Below are 15,129 nucleotides of genomic sequence, written 5' to 3'. Positions count from 1 at the left end.
TCCCGGTCGGGGCTCCTGTAGATCGTTTTGGGTGCGGCCTTCCTTGCCGAGTAGACTGCTGCAGTTGCTCGGCGAGGGAGGCCGTTTCCCGTTGCGGGATGCGGTGGTCCGTTATCGACGCGCTCTTCGTAGCAGGCCGTTCGTGGCCGGGTGACCACGTCCGTTTTCTGACTTCGAGGAGTGATCATGTCCGAGGTGAAGATCGCCGCCGAGACGCGCACCGAGTTCGGTAAGGGTGCCGCGCGCCGTATCCGTCGTGAGGACAAGGTTCCCGGCGTGCTGTACGGGCACGGCGAGCAGCCGGTGCACGTGACCCTGCCGGGTCACGCGCTGCTGATGGCGCTGCGTACCCCGAACGTGCTGATCGCGCTGGACATCGACGGCAAGAAGAACGAGCTGGCGATCCCGAAGGCCGTGCAGCGTGACCCGCTGAAGGGCTTCCTGGAGCACGTGGACCTGCTGCTGGTGAAGCGCGGCGAGCAGGTCACGGTCGAGATCCCGGTGCACACCGAGGGCGAGCTGGCCCCGGGTGGCAACCTGCTGGAGCACGTGCTGAACGCGCTGCCGGTCGAGGCCGAGGCGACGCACATTCCGGAGTCCGTGACGGTTTCGGTCGAGGGTCTGGAGGCCGGTGCCTCGGTCCTGGCCAAGGACATCGAGCTGCCGAAGGGCGTCACGCTGGCCGTGGAGGAGGACGCTGTCGTCCTGCAGGTGCTGTCGGCGCAGGCCGAGGAGGCCGCTGAGGGCGAGGAGGCCGCTGAGGAAGAGGCCGCCGAGGCCTGATCCTCTTCGTCGTCGTTTGGTCGGCCGCTGTTCCCGTGCGGGGCAGCGGCCGACGCGTATGAAGGAGACATGGACGTGACGACCGATGCCGCCGCTCCCTGGCTGATCGTGGGGCTGGGCAATCCGGGGCCGGAGTACGCCGGGAACCGGCACAACGTGGGTTTCATGGTGGCCGATCTGCTGGCGGACCGGGTCGGGGGGAGGTTCAAGCGGGCCGGGCGGGCGCAGGCGCAGGTCGTCGAGGGGCGGATCGGGCCGCCGGGGCCGTTGAACCGGCGGGTGATCCTGGCGAAGCCGATGTCGTACATGAATCTGTCGGGCGGTCCGGTGAACGCGTTGCGGGACTTCTACAAGGTGCCGGTGGCCCATGTGGTGGCGGTTCATGACGAGTTGGACATCGACTACGGGACGCTGCGGCTGAAGCTGGGCGGCGGGGACAACGGGCACAACGGGTTGAAGTCGATGACGAAGGCGTTCGGGGCGGAGTATCACCGGGTGCGGTTCGGGATCGGGCGGCCGCCGGGGCGGATGCCGGTGGCGGATTTCGTGCTGAGGGATTTCTCGTCGGCGGAGCGCAAGGAGCTGGACTACTTCGTGGACCGGGCTGCGGATGCGGTGGAGTGTCTGGTGATCGAGGGGCTGGAGCGGGCGCAGAGTACGTACAACTCCTGATTTGTCACCCGTCGAGGTTGACGGGCCGATCAGGCATGGCCAATGATCCCGGCCATGCCTGCCACTGCCACGTCCTCTCGTCCGGCCTCCGCCGTCGCGATGCGGTTCGGGCGGTTCGCGGCGATGGGCACGGTCGCGGCGTTGATTCTGGTGGCGGGTGTGTGGGCGTCGTGGGGTACGGCGCAGCACGTGATGCTGACGAAGGGCCGGGAGCGCGGCGCGGTCGAGGTGGCGCGGTGTGGGGCGCAGGCGTGCTGGGGCCGGTACGCGCCGTTGTCGGAGGGTTCGCAGCCGCGGGCGCGGGTGGTGCTGGAGAAGTCGGTCGCGGTGGCGAGGGGCCGGACCTACACGGTGGTTCTGAAGCCCGGCGGTGATGAGGCGGTCCGTTCGGGGCCGGCCGGGGTTCTGTACGCGTGGATTCCGCTGGGTGGTGCGCTGTTGCTGGCGTCGGTCGTGGTGGCGGGCGGGTTGCTGCGGACGCGGGCGGCGTGGGTGTTGGCGTTGTCGGGGGTGGCGTTGCTGACGGCCGCGTTCGTGACCGTCTGAGGGGTTCGGGCGTTCTCTCCTTCTGTGGAGGGACGAGTGTTGTGTGTTCGTGATTGACGTGTCGGCGGACGAGGCTGGATGCTGAGCCGCCCCCTCCACATCTTCCCGCTCACTTCTCGAAGATGGACTCACCGCTCATGCGCAACCTCTCCCGTTACGGCGCCGTCTGCGCCGCCGCTTCGGCGGTTCTTCTGCTTGCTCCGGCCGCCCATGCGGCCCCTCCCGGTGACAACGGCACGGTCAAGATCCATGACGCCTCGACGGGCGAGGAGCTGCGCCGCAATGAGCCGCATGTGTGCTCCTTCTATCTGGACGCCTTCGGTTTCGACGGCGGTCAGCAGGTGGATTGGCGCATCGATGCCATCCCTCCGAGTGAGAACAAGGGGGAGACGGTGAAGAGCGGCGCGCTGGCGCTGGACGACGAGGGTCATGGCCGCAGCGAGGATCTGTCGCTGCCGGACGGGCACTACAAGCTGTTCTGGAAGTTCGACGGTGAGAAGGGCGCCGCGAAGCACAAGGTGTTCTGGGCGGACTGCGAGGACGAGGAGCCGGGCGGTGTGACGCCGTCCGGGTCGGCTTCGGCTTCCGCGTCGCCTTCGTCCGGGGCGTCCGAGTCGCCGTCCGGTGAGCCGGGTGTGTCGGCGTCCGCGAGTGCGCCGGCCGGCGGGGGCGTGTCGCCGTCCTCGTCGCCGAAGGGTGCCGACGGTGATCTGGCCGAGACGGGTAACGGGGCCCCGGTGGGCCTGCTGTCCGGTGTGGCGGCGGCGCTGGTCGCGTTCGGTGGGTTCCTGGCGTTTCGTCGCCGCAGGCCCGGCCGCGGCTGACCCGGGGTACGACCGTGCCCCCGGACCCGTGTGCGGGTTCGGGGGCACGGTCGTGTCCGGGGACGGTTCAGCCGGTGTTGCGCAGGCCGGCTGCCACGCCGTTGACGGTGAGGAGCAGGGCGCGGGAGAGGAGCGGGTCGGGGGTTTCGCCCGCCGCCACCGCGTCGCGCTGCCGCTTGAGCAGGGCGACCTGGAGGTAGGAGATGGGGTCGAGGTAGGCGTCGCGGATGGCGAAGGTCTGCTTCAGGACGGGGGCGGCGTCGAGGAGTTCGTCTTCGCCGGTGACGCGCAGCACTTCACGCACGGTGAGTTCGTGTTCGGTCTTGATGGTGTCGAAGACGTGCTTGAGCTCGTCGGGGACGAGGGTGTCGACGTAGTGCTGGGCGATCCGCAGGTCGGTCTTGGCGAGGGTCATCTCGACGTTGGAGATGAAGTTGCGGAAGAAGTGCCACTGCTGGTGCATCTCGTCGAGGACGGTGTCGAGGCCGGCCTCGCGCAGGGCCTTGAGGCCGGAGCCGACGCCGAACCAGCCGGGGACGATCTGCCGGGACTGGGTCCAGCCGAACACCCAGGGGATGGCGCGCAGGCCGTCGAGCGAGACGCCGGAGCCGGGGCGGCGGGAGGGCCGGGAGCCCAGGTGCAGGTCGGCGAGCTGGTCCACTGGCGTCGACGCGAGGAAGTACGTCGGCAGGTCGGGGTCCTCGACGAGGCGCCGGTAGGCGGCGTGGGCGGCGTCGGAGACGACGTCCATGGCGGCGTCCCAGCGGGCGAGGGCCTCGGTGGACTGGCGGGGCGCGGTGTGCAGGGCGGAGGCCTGGAGGGTGGCCGCGACGGTCAGTTCGAGGTTCTCGCGGGCGAGGGACGGGATGAGGTACTTGTCGGAGATGACCTCGCCCTGTTCGGTGACCTTGATCTCGCCTTCGAGGGTGCCCCAGGGCTGGGCGAGGATGGCGTCGTGGGTGGGGCCGCCGCCGCGGCCGACGGTGCCGCCGCGGCCGTGGAAGAGGCGGAGGCGGACGCCGTAGCGGTGGGCGACGTCGCGCAGGCGGCGCTGGGCGCGGTGGATCTCCCACTGGCTGGTGGTGATGCCGCCGAACTTGGAGGAGTCGGAGTAGCCGAGCATGACCTCCTGGACGTCGCCCCGCAGCGCGACGAGGCGCCGGTAGGACGGGTCGGAGAGCATGTCCTCGAGGATGGTGTCGGCGGCCTTGAGTTCGTCGGTGGTCTCCAGCAGCGGCACGATGCCGATCTTGGCCCAGCCGGCGTGCAGGTCGATGAGTCCGGCCTCGCGGGCGAGGACGGCGGCGGCGAAGACGTCGTCGGCGCCCTGGCACATGGAGATGATGTAGGACTCGATGACCTCGGGTCCGAAGACGTCCAGGGCCTTCTTCACGGTCTGGAAGACGCCGAGGGTCTTCTCGCCGGGCGCGTCGACGGGCGCGGGGGTCGGGGCGAGGGGCCTGCGGGACCTGAGTTCCTTGGCGAGGAGCTTGGCGCGGTAGTCGCGGGGCATGTCGGCGTAGCGCCAGGATTCCTCGCCGAGCCGGTCGAAGAGCTGGCCGAGGGCGTGGTGGTGGGCGTCGGCGTGTTCGCGGACGTCCATGGTGGCGAGCTGGAGGCCGAAGGCGGCGAGGGTGCGGATGGTGCGGGCGAGGCGGCCGTCGGCGAAGAGGCCGCCGCGGTGCTCGCGCAGTGAGCTCTGGATGATCCGCAGGTCGTTGATGAGTTCGCTGGTGCCGAGGTAGTCGCGGCCCGGTACGTGCGCGGTGCCCTTGGCGAGGCGCTGCTTGGTGTTCTCCAGCTTCTGCCGGATGCAGGTGGCCTTGAGGCGGTAGGGCTCCTCTGCGTTGAGGCGCTTGTAGCGGGGGCTGATCTCGGGGAGGTTCTCCAGGTCGGCCTGGAGGGAGGTGAGCAGTTCCTCGGTGGCGCCGGCGTAGCGGATGGAGTTGGAGAGGAAGCCGCGGAGTTCGTCGATGGTCTCCAGGGCGTCGTTGATGCCGTGTTCGTGCTGGAGGATCAGGATGTCCCAGGTGACCTGGGGGGTGACGTTGGGGTTGCCGTCGCGGTCGCCGCCGATCCAGGTGCCGAAGGTGAGGGGGCGGGTGTCGTCGGGGAGCTTGACGCCGGCCCGCTCCAGTTCGGCGGTGAGGTCCTCGAGGACGTCGCCGACGGCTCCGGCGTGCAGTTCGTCGAGGTAGTAGATGGCGTTGCGGGCCTCGTCGGCGGGCTCGGGGCGCACGACGCGCAGTTCGTCGGTCTGCCAGACGAGGTCGATGTTCTCGGCGAGGCGGATGTCGAGGCGGCGGCGGTCGGACTCGATGACGGGGGTGTCGAGGAGCGCGGCGACGCGCCGGAGCTTGTTCAGGACGGACCGGCGTGCGGCCTCGGTGGGGTGGGCCGTGAACACGGGGCGGACGTTGAGGTTGCGGACCGTCTCGCGCAGGTGTGCGGGGTCGGCGTCCTTGAGCCGGTCGGCCGTGCGGGCGAGGAGTCCGCCCTCGGCGGCGCGGCGGGCGCGCAGCTCGCGGCCGCGGTGGACCTGCTCGGTGACGTTGGCGAGGTGGAAGTAGGTGGAGAAGGCGCGGACCAGCTTGGCCGCGGTCTCCAGTTCGGTGCCGCGCAGCAGCTCGGCGGCGGCCTCGCCGTCCTCTCGGGTGAGGCGGCGGACCTTCTCGACGAGGTCCAGGAGTTCGGGGCCCTCCTGCCGGACGAGGGTCTCTCCGAGGAGGTCACCCAGTCGGCGGATGTCGGCACGCAGCTCACTGCTCGTCGTCGTGGTCTGGTCGTCGGCACTGCTCACAGGTGCGGCTCCTTGCAGTGTTGAAGCTCGTCTGGGAGGGGAACCCGGACGGCGTCTCGCGCGGCGGGCGCCGCTTGCGGGCCGGACATCCGGGAAGAAATCAGAGCGGACCGCGCTGTCCGACCGACTACAGGATAGGTGTCGACCCGGACGCGCAGGCTCGTGGGCTCTTGTCGCCGGGCAACGCACTGCCATACTTACGATGCCGTAGGTTACGGAACCGTAGGGACGCTCTTGGCCGGGCCCGTGACCCGGCTACCCCTTCTCCATCCACATACCCCCCAGAGGACGCGTATGACCAGTAGCTCCGACGTGATCCAGGACGCCCCGAAGGCTCCAGGTCAGGCCACCGACGCCGCGGCGGATTCCGCCACGCTGGGCGGCGAGAAGAAGCGGTCCATCGAGCAGATCGCCCTCCTCCTCTTCATCATCGTCCCCTTCCTCGCGCTGCTGGCGGCGGTGCCGCTGGCGTGGGGCTGGGGCGTGAGCTGGCTGGACCTCGGTCTGCTGGTGTTCTTCTACTTCCTGGGGTGCCACGGCATCACGATCGGTTTCCACCGTCACTTCACGCATGGCTCCTTCAAGGCCAAGCGGCCTTTGAAGATCGCGCTGGCGATCGCGGGTTCCATGGCGGTCGAGGGCCCGCTGGTGCGCTGGGTGGCCGATCACCGCAAGCACCACAAGTTCTCCGACGCGGAGGGCGACCCGCACTCGCCGTGGCGGTTCGGCGAGACGCTCCCGGCCCTGGTGAAGGGCCTGTGGTGGGCCCACATCGGATGGATGTTCGATGAGGAGCAGACGCCGCAGGAGAAGTACGCCCCGGATCTGATCAAGGACAGGACGCTCCGCGCGATCTCCCGCCAGTTCGCTCTGTGGACGGTGGTGTCCCTGGTCCTGCCCGCGCTGATCGGCGGCCTGGTGACGATGTCCTGGTGGGGCGCGTTCACGGCGTTCTTCTGGGGTTCGCTCGTCCGGGTGGCCCTGCTGCACCACGTGACGTGGTCGATCAACTCGATCTGTCACGCGGTCGGCAAGCGCCCCTTCAAGTCGCGTGACCGTTCGGGCAACGTGTGGTGGCTGGCGGTGCTGTCCTGCGGCGAGTCCTGGCACAACCTGCACCACGCCGACCCGACCTCCGCGCGGCACGGTGTGATGCGCGGCCAGCTGGACTCCTCCGCCCGCCTGATCCGCTGGTTCGAGATGCTGGGCTGGGCCTACGACGTGCGCTGGCCGTCACGCTCGCGTATCGATTCGCGCCGTGACACCGGGGAAGGCGGCTCCCGGCGCCGGAAGGAACCCGCCGAGGCGGCATGATGGTCGCTGTGGCGACCGACTCGAGCAGCACCCCCAGCAATGACAAGCCGCGGCGAGTGCGTCGCACCCGGATGACCGGTGCCGAGCGCCGCCAGCAGTTGCTGGAGATCGGTCGCACGCTCTTCGCGGCGAAGGGCTTCGAGGCCACGTCGGTGGAGGAGATCGCGGCGAAGGCCGGGGTCTCCAAGCCGGTGGTCTACGAGCACTTCGGCGGCAAGGAGGGCCTGTACGCGGTGGTCGTGGACCGCGAGATGCGCCGCCTGCTGGACATGGTGACGAGTTCCCTCACGGCCGGCCACCCTCGCGAACTCTGCGAACAGGCGGCCTTCGCGCTCCTCGACTACATCGAGGAGTACACGGACGGTTTCCGCATCCTGGTCCGTGACTCCCCCATCCCCCAGTCGACCGGTTCGTTCGCCTCGTTGATCTCGGACATCGCCACGCAGGTGGAGGACATCCTGGGTCGCGAGTTCAAGAGCCGCGGCTTCGACCCCAAGCTGGCTCCGCTGTACGCGCAGGCCCTGGTCGGCATGGTCGCGCTGACCGGCCAGTGGTGGCTGGACGTCCGCAGGCCGAAGAAGGCCGAGGTGGCCGCGCACCTGGTGAACCTGGCGTGGCACGGCCTGGACGGGCTGGAGGCGAAGCCGCACCTGATAGGGCGTCGCAAGAGCTGAGCCGGTCGAGTCAGTTGAATCGGAAACTTTAAGTCACGAGGTTAACCTTGTGACATCATGTGTGCATGACTGAGATCACGATCAGCGCTGCCCGTTCCCAGCTCGGCGACCTGGTCCGGCGCGCGGCGCACAGCCGCGAGACCATCGCCATCACCGACCACGGCCATGTGGCCGCGCTGCTCGTGTCTCCGCAGGTGATAGAGGATCTCGAAGACGCGCTGGCCGTCGCGGACTATCAGCGGCGCAAGGCGGAAGGCACGCTCGGCGAGGGCATCCCGCACGAAGAGGTCGGACGCATGCTGGGGCTGCGTCCGTGACCTACCGCATCATCTGGGAGCCGAACGCCACGAGCGCGGCGGTGCGCTTCCTCAAGGACGATCCGACCGGCCTCGCCGCCGTGTACGAGGCCGTCGACGCACTCGCCGAAACTCCACGCCCTGCCGCCTCCACCCCTTACGGCTGGGACTTCCGCCGTCTCCGCGTCGGCGACTATCGCGTCCTGTACGCCATCGACGACGAGGTGATCCATATCCTCGTCACTCACCTCGGCCGCACCACCTGAACGCTGGTCACCCCCGTTTCCGGCCCACCGCGAACACCCGGCGGAACGGAAACGGGGTACCGTGCGGCCCCGCCGGATAGGCCTCACGCAGGGCGGCCCCGTACTCGGCGACGAAGCCGTCCCGCGCCTCGGGATCGTCGGCGAGGGCGGTCAGCACGGGTCGCAGCCCCGTCCCCTTCACCCAGTCGAGCACGGGGTCCTCGCCCTGGAGCAGATGGATGTACGTCGTCTCCCACACGTCGGCGGCGCAGCCCAGGGAGGTGAGCCGCTCGTGGTAGGCCTCGGGCGTGAGGACGGCGTCGGCATGGCGCAGGGTGCCGGCGAGCCGGTCGCGCCAGCGGGGTGAGCGGGCGAGTTCGCGCATGATCCGGTGGCTGGGGGCGTCGAAGTTCCCGGGTACCTGGAAGGCGAAGGCTCCCGACGGCTTCAGTGCGGCGATCCAGTCGGCGAACCGCTCGACGTGCCCGGGCACCCACTGGAGCGTGGCGTTGCTGACGATCAGGTCGTACGGCTCCTCAGGGGTCCACACCCGTACGTCGGCGTGGACGAAGTCGAGGTGCCCGCCACCGGCCGTCGGCCCCTCGTGCTCCACATGGGCCTTGTCGAGCATCTCGGTCGAGTTGTCGTAGCCGGTGATGCGGGCGGTGGGCCACCGGCGGGCCAGCAGTGTGGTGACGTTGCCGGGGCCGCACCCGAGGTCGGCGACACGGGGATGGCCCGCGGGCGGTCGCGTGGGCGGTTCGGGAACGCGGGCGAGGAGGTCGGCGAAGGGGCGGGCGCGGTCGCCCGCGTGGCGCAGGTACTGGGCGGGGTCCCAGCCGGGGGCGGCTGCGGGCATGGATCCTCCTGGTGTTCCGGCGGCGGCACGGGACGCACACCCAGCGTGATCCGACCGGTATCTCGATGTCAAGAAAGCCGATGTCAAGAGACTCTACGTCGACACAACCCTTACACTGATCGTCATGGAGGACGAGGTCGACCGGCTGGTCGCAGCATGGCGCCGGGAGCGCCCGGACCTCGACGTGGAACCGCTCGAGGTGCTCAGCCGGGTGAGCAGACTGGCCCGGCATCTGGACCGGGCACGTCGGCTGGCCTTCTCGGAGCACGGCCTGGAGCCGTGGGAGTTCGACGTCCTGACGGCCCTGCGCCGGGCGGGTACGCCGTACCAGCTCTCGCCGGGACAGCTCCTCACCCAGACCCTGGTCACGTCGGGCACGATGACGAACCGGATCGACCGCCTGGCGAAGAAGGGCCTGGTGGAGCGCCTCCCCGACCCCAGTGACCGCAGGGGCGTCCTGGTCCGGCTGACGGACGAGGGCAGGGACCGCGCGGACCAGGCCCTGGCGGGTCTGCTGGACCAGGAGCGGGCGATCCTCGCGGAGCTCTCCCGCACCCAGCGGGGCGAACTGGCCGGGCTGCTACGCCAGCTGACCGCCCCGTTCGACAACATCCCCGGCTAGGTCGACGGGCCCGACCCCGGCCCGCCGGGCGAGGGCGACGGCGGCGAGGGTCGAGTGCACACCCAGCTTGCCGAGGACGTTCTGCATGTGCGTCCGCACGGTGTGCGGCGACAGGTACAGCCGCTCGGCTACGGCCTTCCTCCCCAGCCCCGCGACCATGCACCGCAGCACTTCCCGCTCCCGCGGTGTCAGCGACTCCACGAGCCGCTCGCTCTCGGTGCGGTGCTTGCGGGCGGCGGTCAGCTCGCGCAGGACGCCGGTGAGCAGGGCGGGCGGCAGGTGGGTCTCGTCGCGCAGCACCCCGCGGATCACGGTGAGCAGCCGGGACAGCGAGCAGTCCTTGGCGACCCACCCGGATGCCCCCGCCTGCAGGGCGAGCGCCGCCCGCCGCGGATCGTCCTTCTCCGCCAGCACGACGATCCGTACGTTCGGCTGCGCGGACCGCACCCCGGTGACGAGGGATATGCCGTCGACGAGCCCGTCCTCGTTGCCCTCCTGCACGGGCACGGCAGGCCGGGCGCCCGGCACCTTGCCGCCCAGGTCGGCGTCGACGAGCAGCACGTCGTACCGCCGTCCCTCGGCGACCGCGCGCTCCAGGCTGCGCAGCGCGGCGGGGCCGCTGCCGGCCGCGGAGACGTCGACGTCCGGCTCTGCGGCCAGGGCTGCCGCGAGTGACTCGGCGAAGATGCGATGATCGTCGACGACCAGGACTCGGATGCGAACCACGAAACCCCCTTCCCCGCGCTCACATAGAGCAGGGGATACCCCATCGTCGGAAGTCGACACCGCGCGGGTACGACGCCGGAGTGCCCAGGCCCGTGGCGTGTGTCCGTCCGTCCTCGCCGCTGCCTGACCGGGTCGCCGGAACCGCACGGCCGCCGCCGTACAGAAACCGCTACCCCCACCCCGGGCGTCGTACCCGGCTGTCTCGCCCCCTGAACGGCACCGGCCCCCACCGGCGCTGTTCATCAGAGTACGGACGGGGGCCGGGAGCGGAAGGCGATTTGCAGAACTGACCGCCCTGCGCGTTTATGGTGTGCCGCATGTTCCGTCTTGAGACAGAAGTCGACAGGGCCCGACGTGATCTGCTCCGCACACGCTTGCGGGAAGCGAACACAGCCGCCTCCCCGGTCCTGCGCGCCCTGCGCGGAACACCCGGCGAGCGGGACGTCCCGTTGCACGTGTGGGCTGTGAACGACGCCGACGACCTCGCCGGAGGACTGGTCGGCTACACCTGGGCGACGTGGCTGCACGTGACGTACCTGTGGGTCGACGAACGCCACCGCGGCGCGGGCATCGGCACGCGCTTGCTCCAGGAGGCGGAGCGCGTCGCGTCCGAGGAACGGGCCTGTCGTTCGTCCCGCCTGGAGACGTGGGAATTCCAGGCGCCGCGCTTCTACGAGAAGCAGGGGTACGAGGTGGTGTGCGCGATCCCCGACTACCCGCCGGGGATCACGGAGTACACGCTGACGAAGCGGCTGGACTGACCTGACGGTTCAGAGCTCGTCGAGCGCGTCCGCGGTGATGTCGATGTCGATGTCGTAGGGCACGCCGAGCTTGAGCAGGTCGCGGTGAGTGCCGGTGGACGCGTACACCTTCGACACCGGGTCGAGCTCGTAACTCCGCACGAGCGGCTGCTGCTTCGCGCCACTCGTCTCGACGAGCCAGAAGTGGGGGATGCCGGCGGCGGCGTACTTGTGGGGCTTGGTGTCGCGGTCGCGGGCCTCGGAGTCCGGGGAGACGACCTCGACGGCGAGCAGGACGTCGGAGGCCTTGAAGCGGGTCTGTTCCCTGCCGGTGACGGCTTCGGCGCGGACGACGGAGATGTCGGGCTCGGGGCCGTTGCGCCGGTCCAGAACTACGGTCATCTCGCGGCGGACCTTCACGTGCCTGGGCGCGGTACGACGCAGGCCCATCACCAGTAGGTCGATCATGGTGCTGTGAAAATCCCGCTGCGGACTCACGAAAACCAGGCTCCCGTCGATCAGCTCGGTGTGCGGCGGGAGGTCGGGCAACGTGAACAGGTCGTCCACGGTGTATCCGTCCCGGGGCGGCACCGGCCAGCGGCAGCCGGGTTCGGCAGTCGGCTCGGCGGTCATGATTCCTCCCATGGGTGGGATTCTGGGCCTGCTCACCTCACCGTAGCTGCCGGATCCGACAGACGTCATCACAAAGAGTGACCATCGGGTGTCAGCGCACCCGGCGCGCCCCCGCCGAAGGCACCGCCTCGAAGACACGGGGCGTGGTGAAGCCCGCCGCCGCGAAGGCCTCCGTCACCGCCTTGGTGATCGCGTCCACGTCCGTCTCCTCCGCCAGGACGATCGCCGAGCCGCCGAAGCCGCCGCCGGTCATGCGGGCGCCCAGGGCGCCGGAGGCGAGGGCCGTGTCGACGACCAGGTCGAGCTCGGGGCAGGAGATGCGGAAGTCGTCGCGGAGCGAGGTGTGGCCCTCGACCAGGATCGGGCCGATGGCGCGGGTGTCGTCGCCCGACTCCAGCAGGGACACCACGCGTTCGACGCGCTCGTCCTCGGTGACCACGTGGCGGACCAGGCGGCGGACCTCCTCGTCGTCGCCGAGGCGGGCGAGGGCCGCGTCCAGGTCGTCGTAGGCGATGTCCCGGAGCGCGTTGACGCCCAGCAGGGCCGCGCCCTTCTCGCAGCCCGCGCGGCGCTTCCCGTACTCGCCCTCGCTGTGGGAGTGCTTGACCTGGGTGTCGACCACCAGCAGGCGCATGCCCTCGGCGGCCAGGTCGAAGGGGATCTGCTTCTGGGAGAGGTCACGGGTGTCGAGGAACAGGGCGTGGCCGGCCTCGCAGCACGCCGACGCCGTCTGGTCCATGATGCCGACCGGGGCGCCGACGTAGACGTTCTCCGCGCGCTGGCAGAGCCGGGCCAGCTGCCAGCCCCGCAGGCCGAGGGAGAAGAGGTCGTTCAGCGCGAGCGCGACCACGACCTCCAGGGCCGCCGACGACGACAGGCCGGCGCCCGAGGGGACCGTGGAGGCGAGGTGGATGTCCGCGCCCGTGACGGCGTGGCCGGCCTCGCGCAGGGCCCAGACCGCTCCGGCCGGGTACGCCGTCCAGTTCTTGTCCGACTCGGGGGTCAGGTCGTCGAGGCGGAGTTCGCTCACCCCGTCCCGGACGTCCGCCGAGTGCAGGCGCAGCACGCCGTCCTCGCGGCGCGACACCGCCGCCACCGCCGTGTGCGGGAGGGCGAACGGCATGACGAAGCCGTCGTTGTAGTCGGTGTGCTCGCCGATGAGGTTGACGCGGCCCGGTGCCGCCCACACCCCGTGCGGCTCGGCGCCGTACAGCTCGCTGAACCGTGCGGCGACCGTCTCCGCCACAGCCTCGCTCATGCCTGACCCCTGACCTTCCGTTACGTTCTAGTTGCCGCGCCGCTGCGCGAAGTCCCACGCGTCCGCGACGATTCCCGCGAGATCCGCGCGGGACGGGTTCCAGCCCAGTTTCTCGCGGGCCGTGCGGGCCGACGCCACCAGGACCGCCGGGTCGCCGCCCCGGCGTGGGGCCACGACCTCGGGGATCGGGTGGCCGGTGACCCGTCGGACCGTCTCGATGACCTCGCGGACCGAGAAGCCGTTGCCGTTGCCGAGGTTGCAGATGAGGTGCTCGCCGGGGGCGGCGGCCTTCAGGGCCAGCAGGTGGGCCTCGGCGAGGTCGGCGACGTGGATGTAGTCGCGCACGCAGGTGCCGTCCGGCGTCGGGTAGTCCTCGCCGAAGACCGAGATCGCCTCGCGCCTGCCCTGGGCGACCTGGAGGACGAGCGGGATCAGGTGGGACTCGGGGTCGTGGCGCTCGCCGTACTCGCCGTACGCGCCGGCCACGTTGAAGTAGCGGAGCGAGACCGCGCCGAGGCCGTGTGCGGCCGCCTCGCCACTGATCATGTGGTCGACCGCGAGCTTGGAGGCGCCGTAGGGGTTGGTCGGGGAGGTCGGCGCCGACTCGACGATCGGGACCTCCTCCGGCTCGCCGTACGTCGCCGCCGTGGAGGAGAACACGAGCGTGCGGACGTCCGCCTCGCGCATCGCCGCGAGCAGGGCCATGGTGCCGCCGACGTTGTTGTCCCAGTACTTCTCCGGCTTCACGACCGACTCGCCGACCTGCGAGAACGCGGCGAAGTGCAGAACGCCGTCGTACGAGGAGTCCAGCCATTTGGCGGCGTCGCGGATGTCGCCCTCGATGAAGCCGGCACCCGCCGGGACACCTTCGCGGAAACCCGTGGTGAGGTTGTCGAGGACGACGACCTCGTGGCCTGCCTCCAGCAGGTGCTGGGCGACGACGCTGCCGACGTAGCCCGCGCCGCCCGTCACCAGGTATTTCCCGCTCATGAACTCGCTACCTCTCGCAGTCGCTCGGCCGCGCGCTCCGGCGGCACGTCGTTGATGAACACGTTCATGCCGGACTCGGAACCCGCGAGGAACTTCAGCTTGCCGGAAGTGCGGCGGATGGTGAAAAGCTCGAGGTGGAGGGCGAAATCCTCCCGTACGACCCCGTCGAACTCCTCCAGGGCGCCGAACGGGGCCTGGTGCCAGGCCGCGATGTACGGCGTCGGGGGCTCACTCTCACCGAAGATCCGGTCGAAGCGCCTCAAGAGTTCCAGGTACACCTTGGGGAACTCTGTGCGCGCGGCCTCGTCCAGGCCGAGCAGGTCGGGCACCCGGCGCTTGGGGTACAGGTGCACCTCGTACGGCCAGTGCGCCGCATAGGGCACGAATGCCACCCAGTGTTCACCCTCCAGGATGATCCGCTCGTCGGCGAGTTCACGCTCCAGGACGGCGTCGAAGAGGTTCTCCCCGCCGGTCATCTCCTTGTGGTGCGCGACCGAACGGAGCATCAGCGCGGTGCGCGGGGTGGTGAAGGGGTAGGCGTAGATCTGCCCGTGCGGGTGCTGGAGTGTCACGCCGATCTCGGCGCCCCGGTTCTCGAAGCAGAACACCTGCTCGACGGAGGGGAGGTGGGACAGCTCCGACGTGCGGTCCGTCCAGGCCTCCAGTACCAGGCGCGCCTGCTCCTCGGAGAGACCGGCGAAGGACGCGTCGTGGTCGGACGTGAAGCAGACGACCTCGCAGCGGCCCGAGTCGCCGGCCAGTGAGGGGAAGCGGTTCTCGAAGACGACGACGTCGTACGACGAGTCCGGGATCTCGCTCAGCCGGTCGCCCTCGGAGGGACACAGCGGGCACTCGTCGGCCGGCGGGTGGTACGTACGGCCCTGACGGTGCGAGGCGATGGCGACGGAGTCGCCGAGCAGGGGGTCGCGGCGGATCTCGGACGTGGTGACGGTGCGGTCCAGCGGGCGGCGGTCGGCCGCGTCCCGCACGCTGTCGTCACGCAGGTCGTAGTAGATGAGCTCGCGACCGTCGGCCAGCCGGGTCGAGGTCTTCTTCACGCCGGACTCCTCATCCTTCAAACATAACTCAACATATCAAAACACCGTCCCCCTCAAGCGTCAACATCACAATCAAACAAAGAGCATCA

At 70.0% G+C, this 15,129-nt stretch carries 17 protein-coding genes; 10 read left to right on the top strand and 7 right to left on the bottom strand.

Annotation, left to right across the window (positions count from 1 at the left end; genetic code table 11):
- The first annotated feature begins 186 nt into the window (after positions 1–186).
- The 4 genes from IE212_RS16180 (at position 187) to IE212_RS16165 (ending at position 2,825) form a co-directional block, all read left to right on the top strand.
- Positions 187–783, top strand: a complete 597-nt coding sequence (locus IE212_RS16180; RefSeq protein ID WP_190198535.1) for a 50S ribosomal protein L25/general stress protein Ctc — start codon at positions 187–189, stop codon at positions 781–783.
- Positions 784–852: 69 nt separating this feature from the next.
- Positions 853–1,455: an aminoacyl-tRNA hydrolase gene (gene pth / locus IE212_RS16175; protein WP_190198534.1), complete on the top strand. Its 603-nt coding sequence runs from the start codon at positions 853–855 to the stop codon at positions 1,453–1,455.
- 54 nt (positions 1,456–1,509) lie between these two features.
- Positions 1,510–2,001 carry a hypothetical protein gene (locus IE212_RS16170; protein WP_190198533.1) on the top strand — a complete coding sequence of 164 codons (492 nt, stop codon included), beginning with the start codon at positions 1,510–1,512 and terminating at the stop codon, positions 1,999–2,001.
- A gap of 137 nt (positions 2,002–2,138) precedes the next feature.
- Entirely contained in the window at positions 2,139–2,825 is a 687-nt protein-coding gene (locus IE212_RS16165; RefSeq protein WP_190198655.1) for an LPXTG cell wall anchor domain-containing protein, read from the top strand.
- A gap of 67 nt (positions 2,826–2,892) precedes the next feature.
- On the opposite strand, the gene ppc is transcribed toward IE212_RS16165, so the two are convergent.
- Positions 2,893–5,625 carry a phosphoenolpyruvate carboxylase gene (ppc, locus tag IE212_RS16160; RefSeq protein WP_190198532.1) on the bottom strand — a complete coding sequence of 911 codons (2,733 nt, stop codon included), beginning with the start codon at positions 5,623–5,625 and terminating at the stop codon, positions 2,893–2,895.
- A gap of 294 nt (positions 5,626–5,919) precedes the next feature.
- On the opposite strand from ppc, the gene IE212_RS16155 reads away from it, so the two are divergent.
- From IE212_RS16155 to IE212_RS16140, 4 genes are all read left to right on the top strand, one after another.
- Positions 5,920–6,939, top strand: coding sequence for an acyl-CoA desaturase (locus tag IE212_RS16155; RefSeq protein WP_190198531.1), 1,020 nt, complete (start codon positions 5,920–5,922; stop codon positions 6,937–6,939).
- Entirely contained in the window at positions 6,936–7,613 is a 678-nt protein-coding gene (locus IE212_RS16150; RefSeq protein WP_190198530.1) for a TetR/AcrR family transcriptional regulator, read from the top strand. The genes IE212_RS16155 and IE212_RS16150 overlap by 4 nt, the downstream gene beginning before the upstream one ends.
- Positions 7,614–7,678: 65 nt before the next feature.
- A complete protein-coding gene (locus tag IE212_RS16145; RefSeq protein WP_190198529.1) occupies positions 7,679–7,930 on the top strand; it encodes a type II toxin-antitoxin system Phd/YefM family antitoxin in 252 nt (83 codons plus the stop codon).
- Positions 7,927–8,175: a type II toxin-antitoxin system RelE family toxin gene (locus IE212_RS16140; RefSeq protein ID WP_190198528.1), complete on the top strand. Its 249-nt coding sequence runs from the start codon at positions 7,927–7,929 to the stop codon at positions 8,173–8,175. The genes IE212_RS16145 and IE212_RS16140 overlap by 4 nt, the downstream gene beginning before the upstream one ends.
- Before the next feature lie 7 nt (positions 8,176–8,182).
- Here the strand turns inward: IE212_RS16140 and IE212_RS16135 are convergent, their stop codons facing one another.
- Positions 8,183–9,013 (bottom strand): trans-aconitate 2-methyltransferase, encoded by an 831-nt coding sequence (locus IE212_RS16135; RefSeq protein WP_190198527.1) that lies wholly within the window; start codon positions 9,011–9,013, stop codon positions 8,183–8,185.
- A 124-nt stretch (positions 9,014–9,137) separates the two neighbouring features.
- Between IE212_RS16135 and tamR the strand changes: the two genes are divergently transcribed.
- Positions 9,138–9,635: a MarR family transcriptional regulator TamR gene (tamR, locus tag IE212_RS16130; RefSeq protein ID WP_190198526.1), complete on the top strand. Its 498-nt coding sequence runs from the start codon at positions 9,138–9,140 to the stop codon at positions 9,633–9,635.
- Here tamR and IE212_RS16125 read toward each other — a convergent pair.
- Positions 9,594–10,361 (bottom strand): LuxR C-terminal-related transcriptional regulator, encoded by a 768-nt coding sequence (locus tag IE212_RS16125; protein WP_190198525.1) that lies wholly within the window; start codon positions 10,359–10,361, stop codon positions 9,594–9,596. The two genes, tamR and IE212_RS16125, sit on opposite strands and share 42 nt — an antisense overlap.
- 305 nt (positions 10,362–10,666) lie before the next feature.
- Between IE212_RS16125 and IE212_RS16120 the strand changes: the two genes are divergently transcribed.
- A complete protein-coding gene (locus tag IE212_RS16120) occupies positions 10,667–11,122 on the top strand; it encodes a GNAT family N-acetyltransferase (RefSeq protein WP_190198524.1) in 456 nt (151 codons plus the stop codon).
- A 9-nt stretch (positions 11,123–11,131) separates the two neighbouring features.
- Here IE212_RS16120 and IE212_RS16115 read toward each other — a convergent pair whose 3' ends face one another.
- The 4 genes from IE212_RS16115 to galT all read right to left on the bottom strand — a co-directional run bounded on the left by IE212_RS16115 (position 11,132) and on the right by galT (position 15,040).
- A complete protein-coding gene (locus IE212_RS16115) occupies positions 11,132–11,734 on the bottom strand; it encodes a Uma2 family endonuclease (protein WP_190198654.1) in 603 nt (200 codons plus the stop codon).
- Between the two features lie 91 nt (positions 11,735–11,825).
- A complete protein-coding gene (gene galK, locus IE212_RS16110) occupies positions 11,826–12,992 on the bottom strand; it encodes a galactokinase (RefSeq protein WP_190198523.1) in 1,167 nt (388 codons plus the stop codon).
- A gap of 27 nt (positions 12,993–13,019) precedes the next feature.
- Positions 13,020–13,982: a UDP-glucose 4-epimerase GalE gene (galE, locus tag IE212_RS16105; protein WP_190198522.1), complete on the bottom strand. Its 963-nt coding sequence runs from the start codon at positions 13,980–13,982 to the stop codon at positions 13,020–13,022.
- Positions 13,979–15,040 carry a galactose-1-phosphate uridylyltransferase gene (gene galT, locus IE212_RS16100; RefSeq protein ID WP_190198521.1) on the bottom strand — a complete coding sequence of 354 codons (1,062 nt, stop codon included), beginning with the start codon at positions 15,038–15,040 and terminating at the stop codon, positions 13,979–13,981. Before galT ends, galE begins: the two co-directional genes overlap by 4 nt.
- Positions 15,041–15,129 lie beyond the last annotated feature (89 nt).

Origin of the sequence: Streptomyces djakartensis (assembly GCF_014651075.1) — a bacterium.
GTDB lineage: Bacteria > Actinomycetota > Actinomycetes > Streptomycetales > Streptomycetaceae > Streptomyces > Streptomyces djakartensis.
Note: the sequence above shows the minus strand (reverse complement) of the source record. Positions and strands in the feature narration are given on the sequence as shown.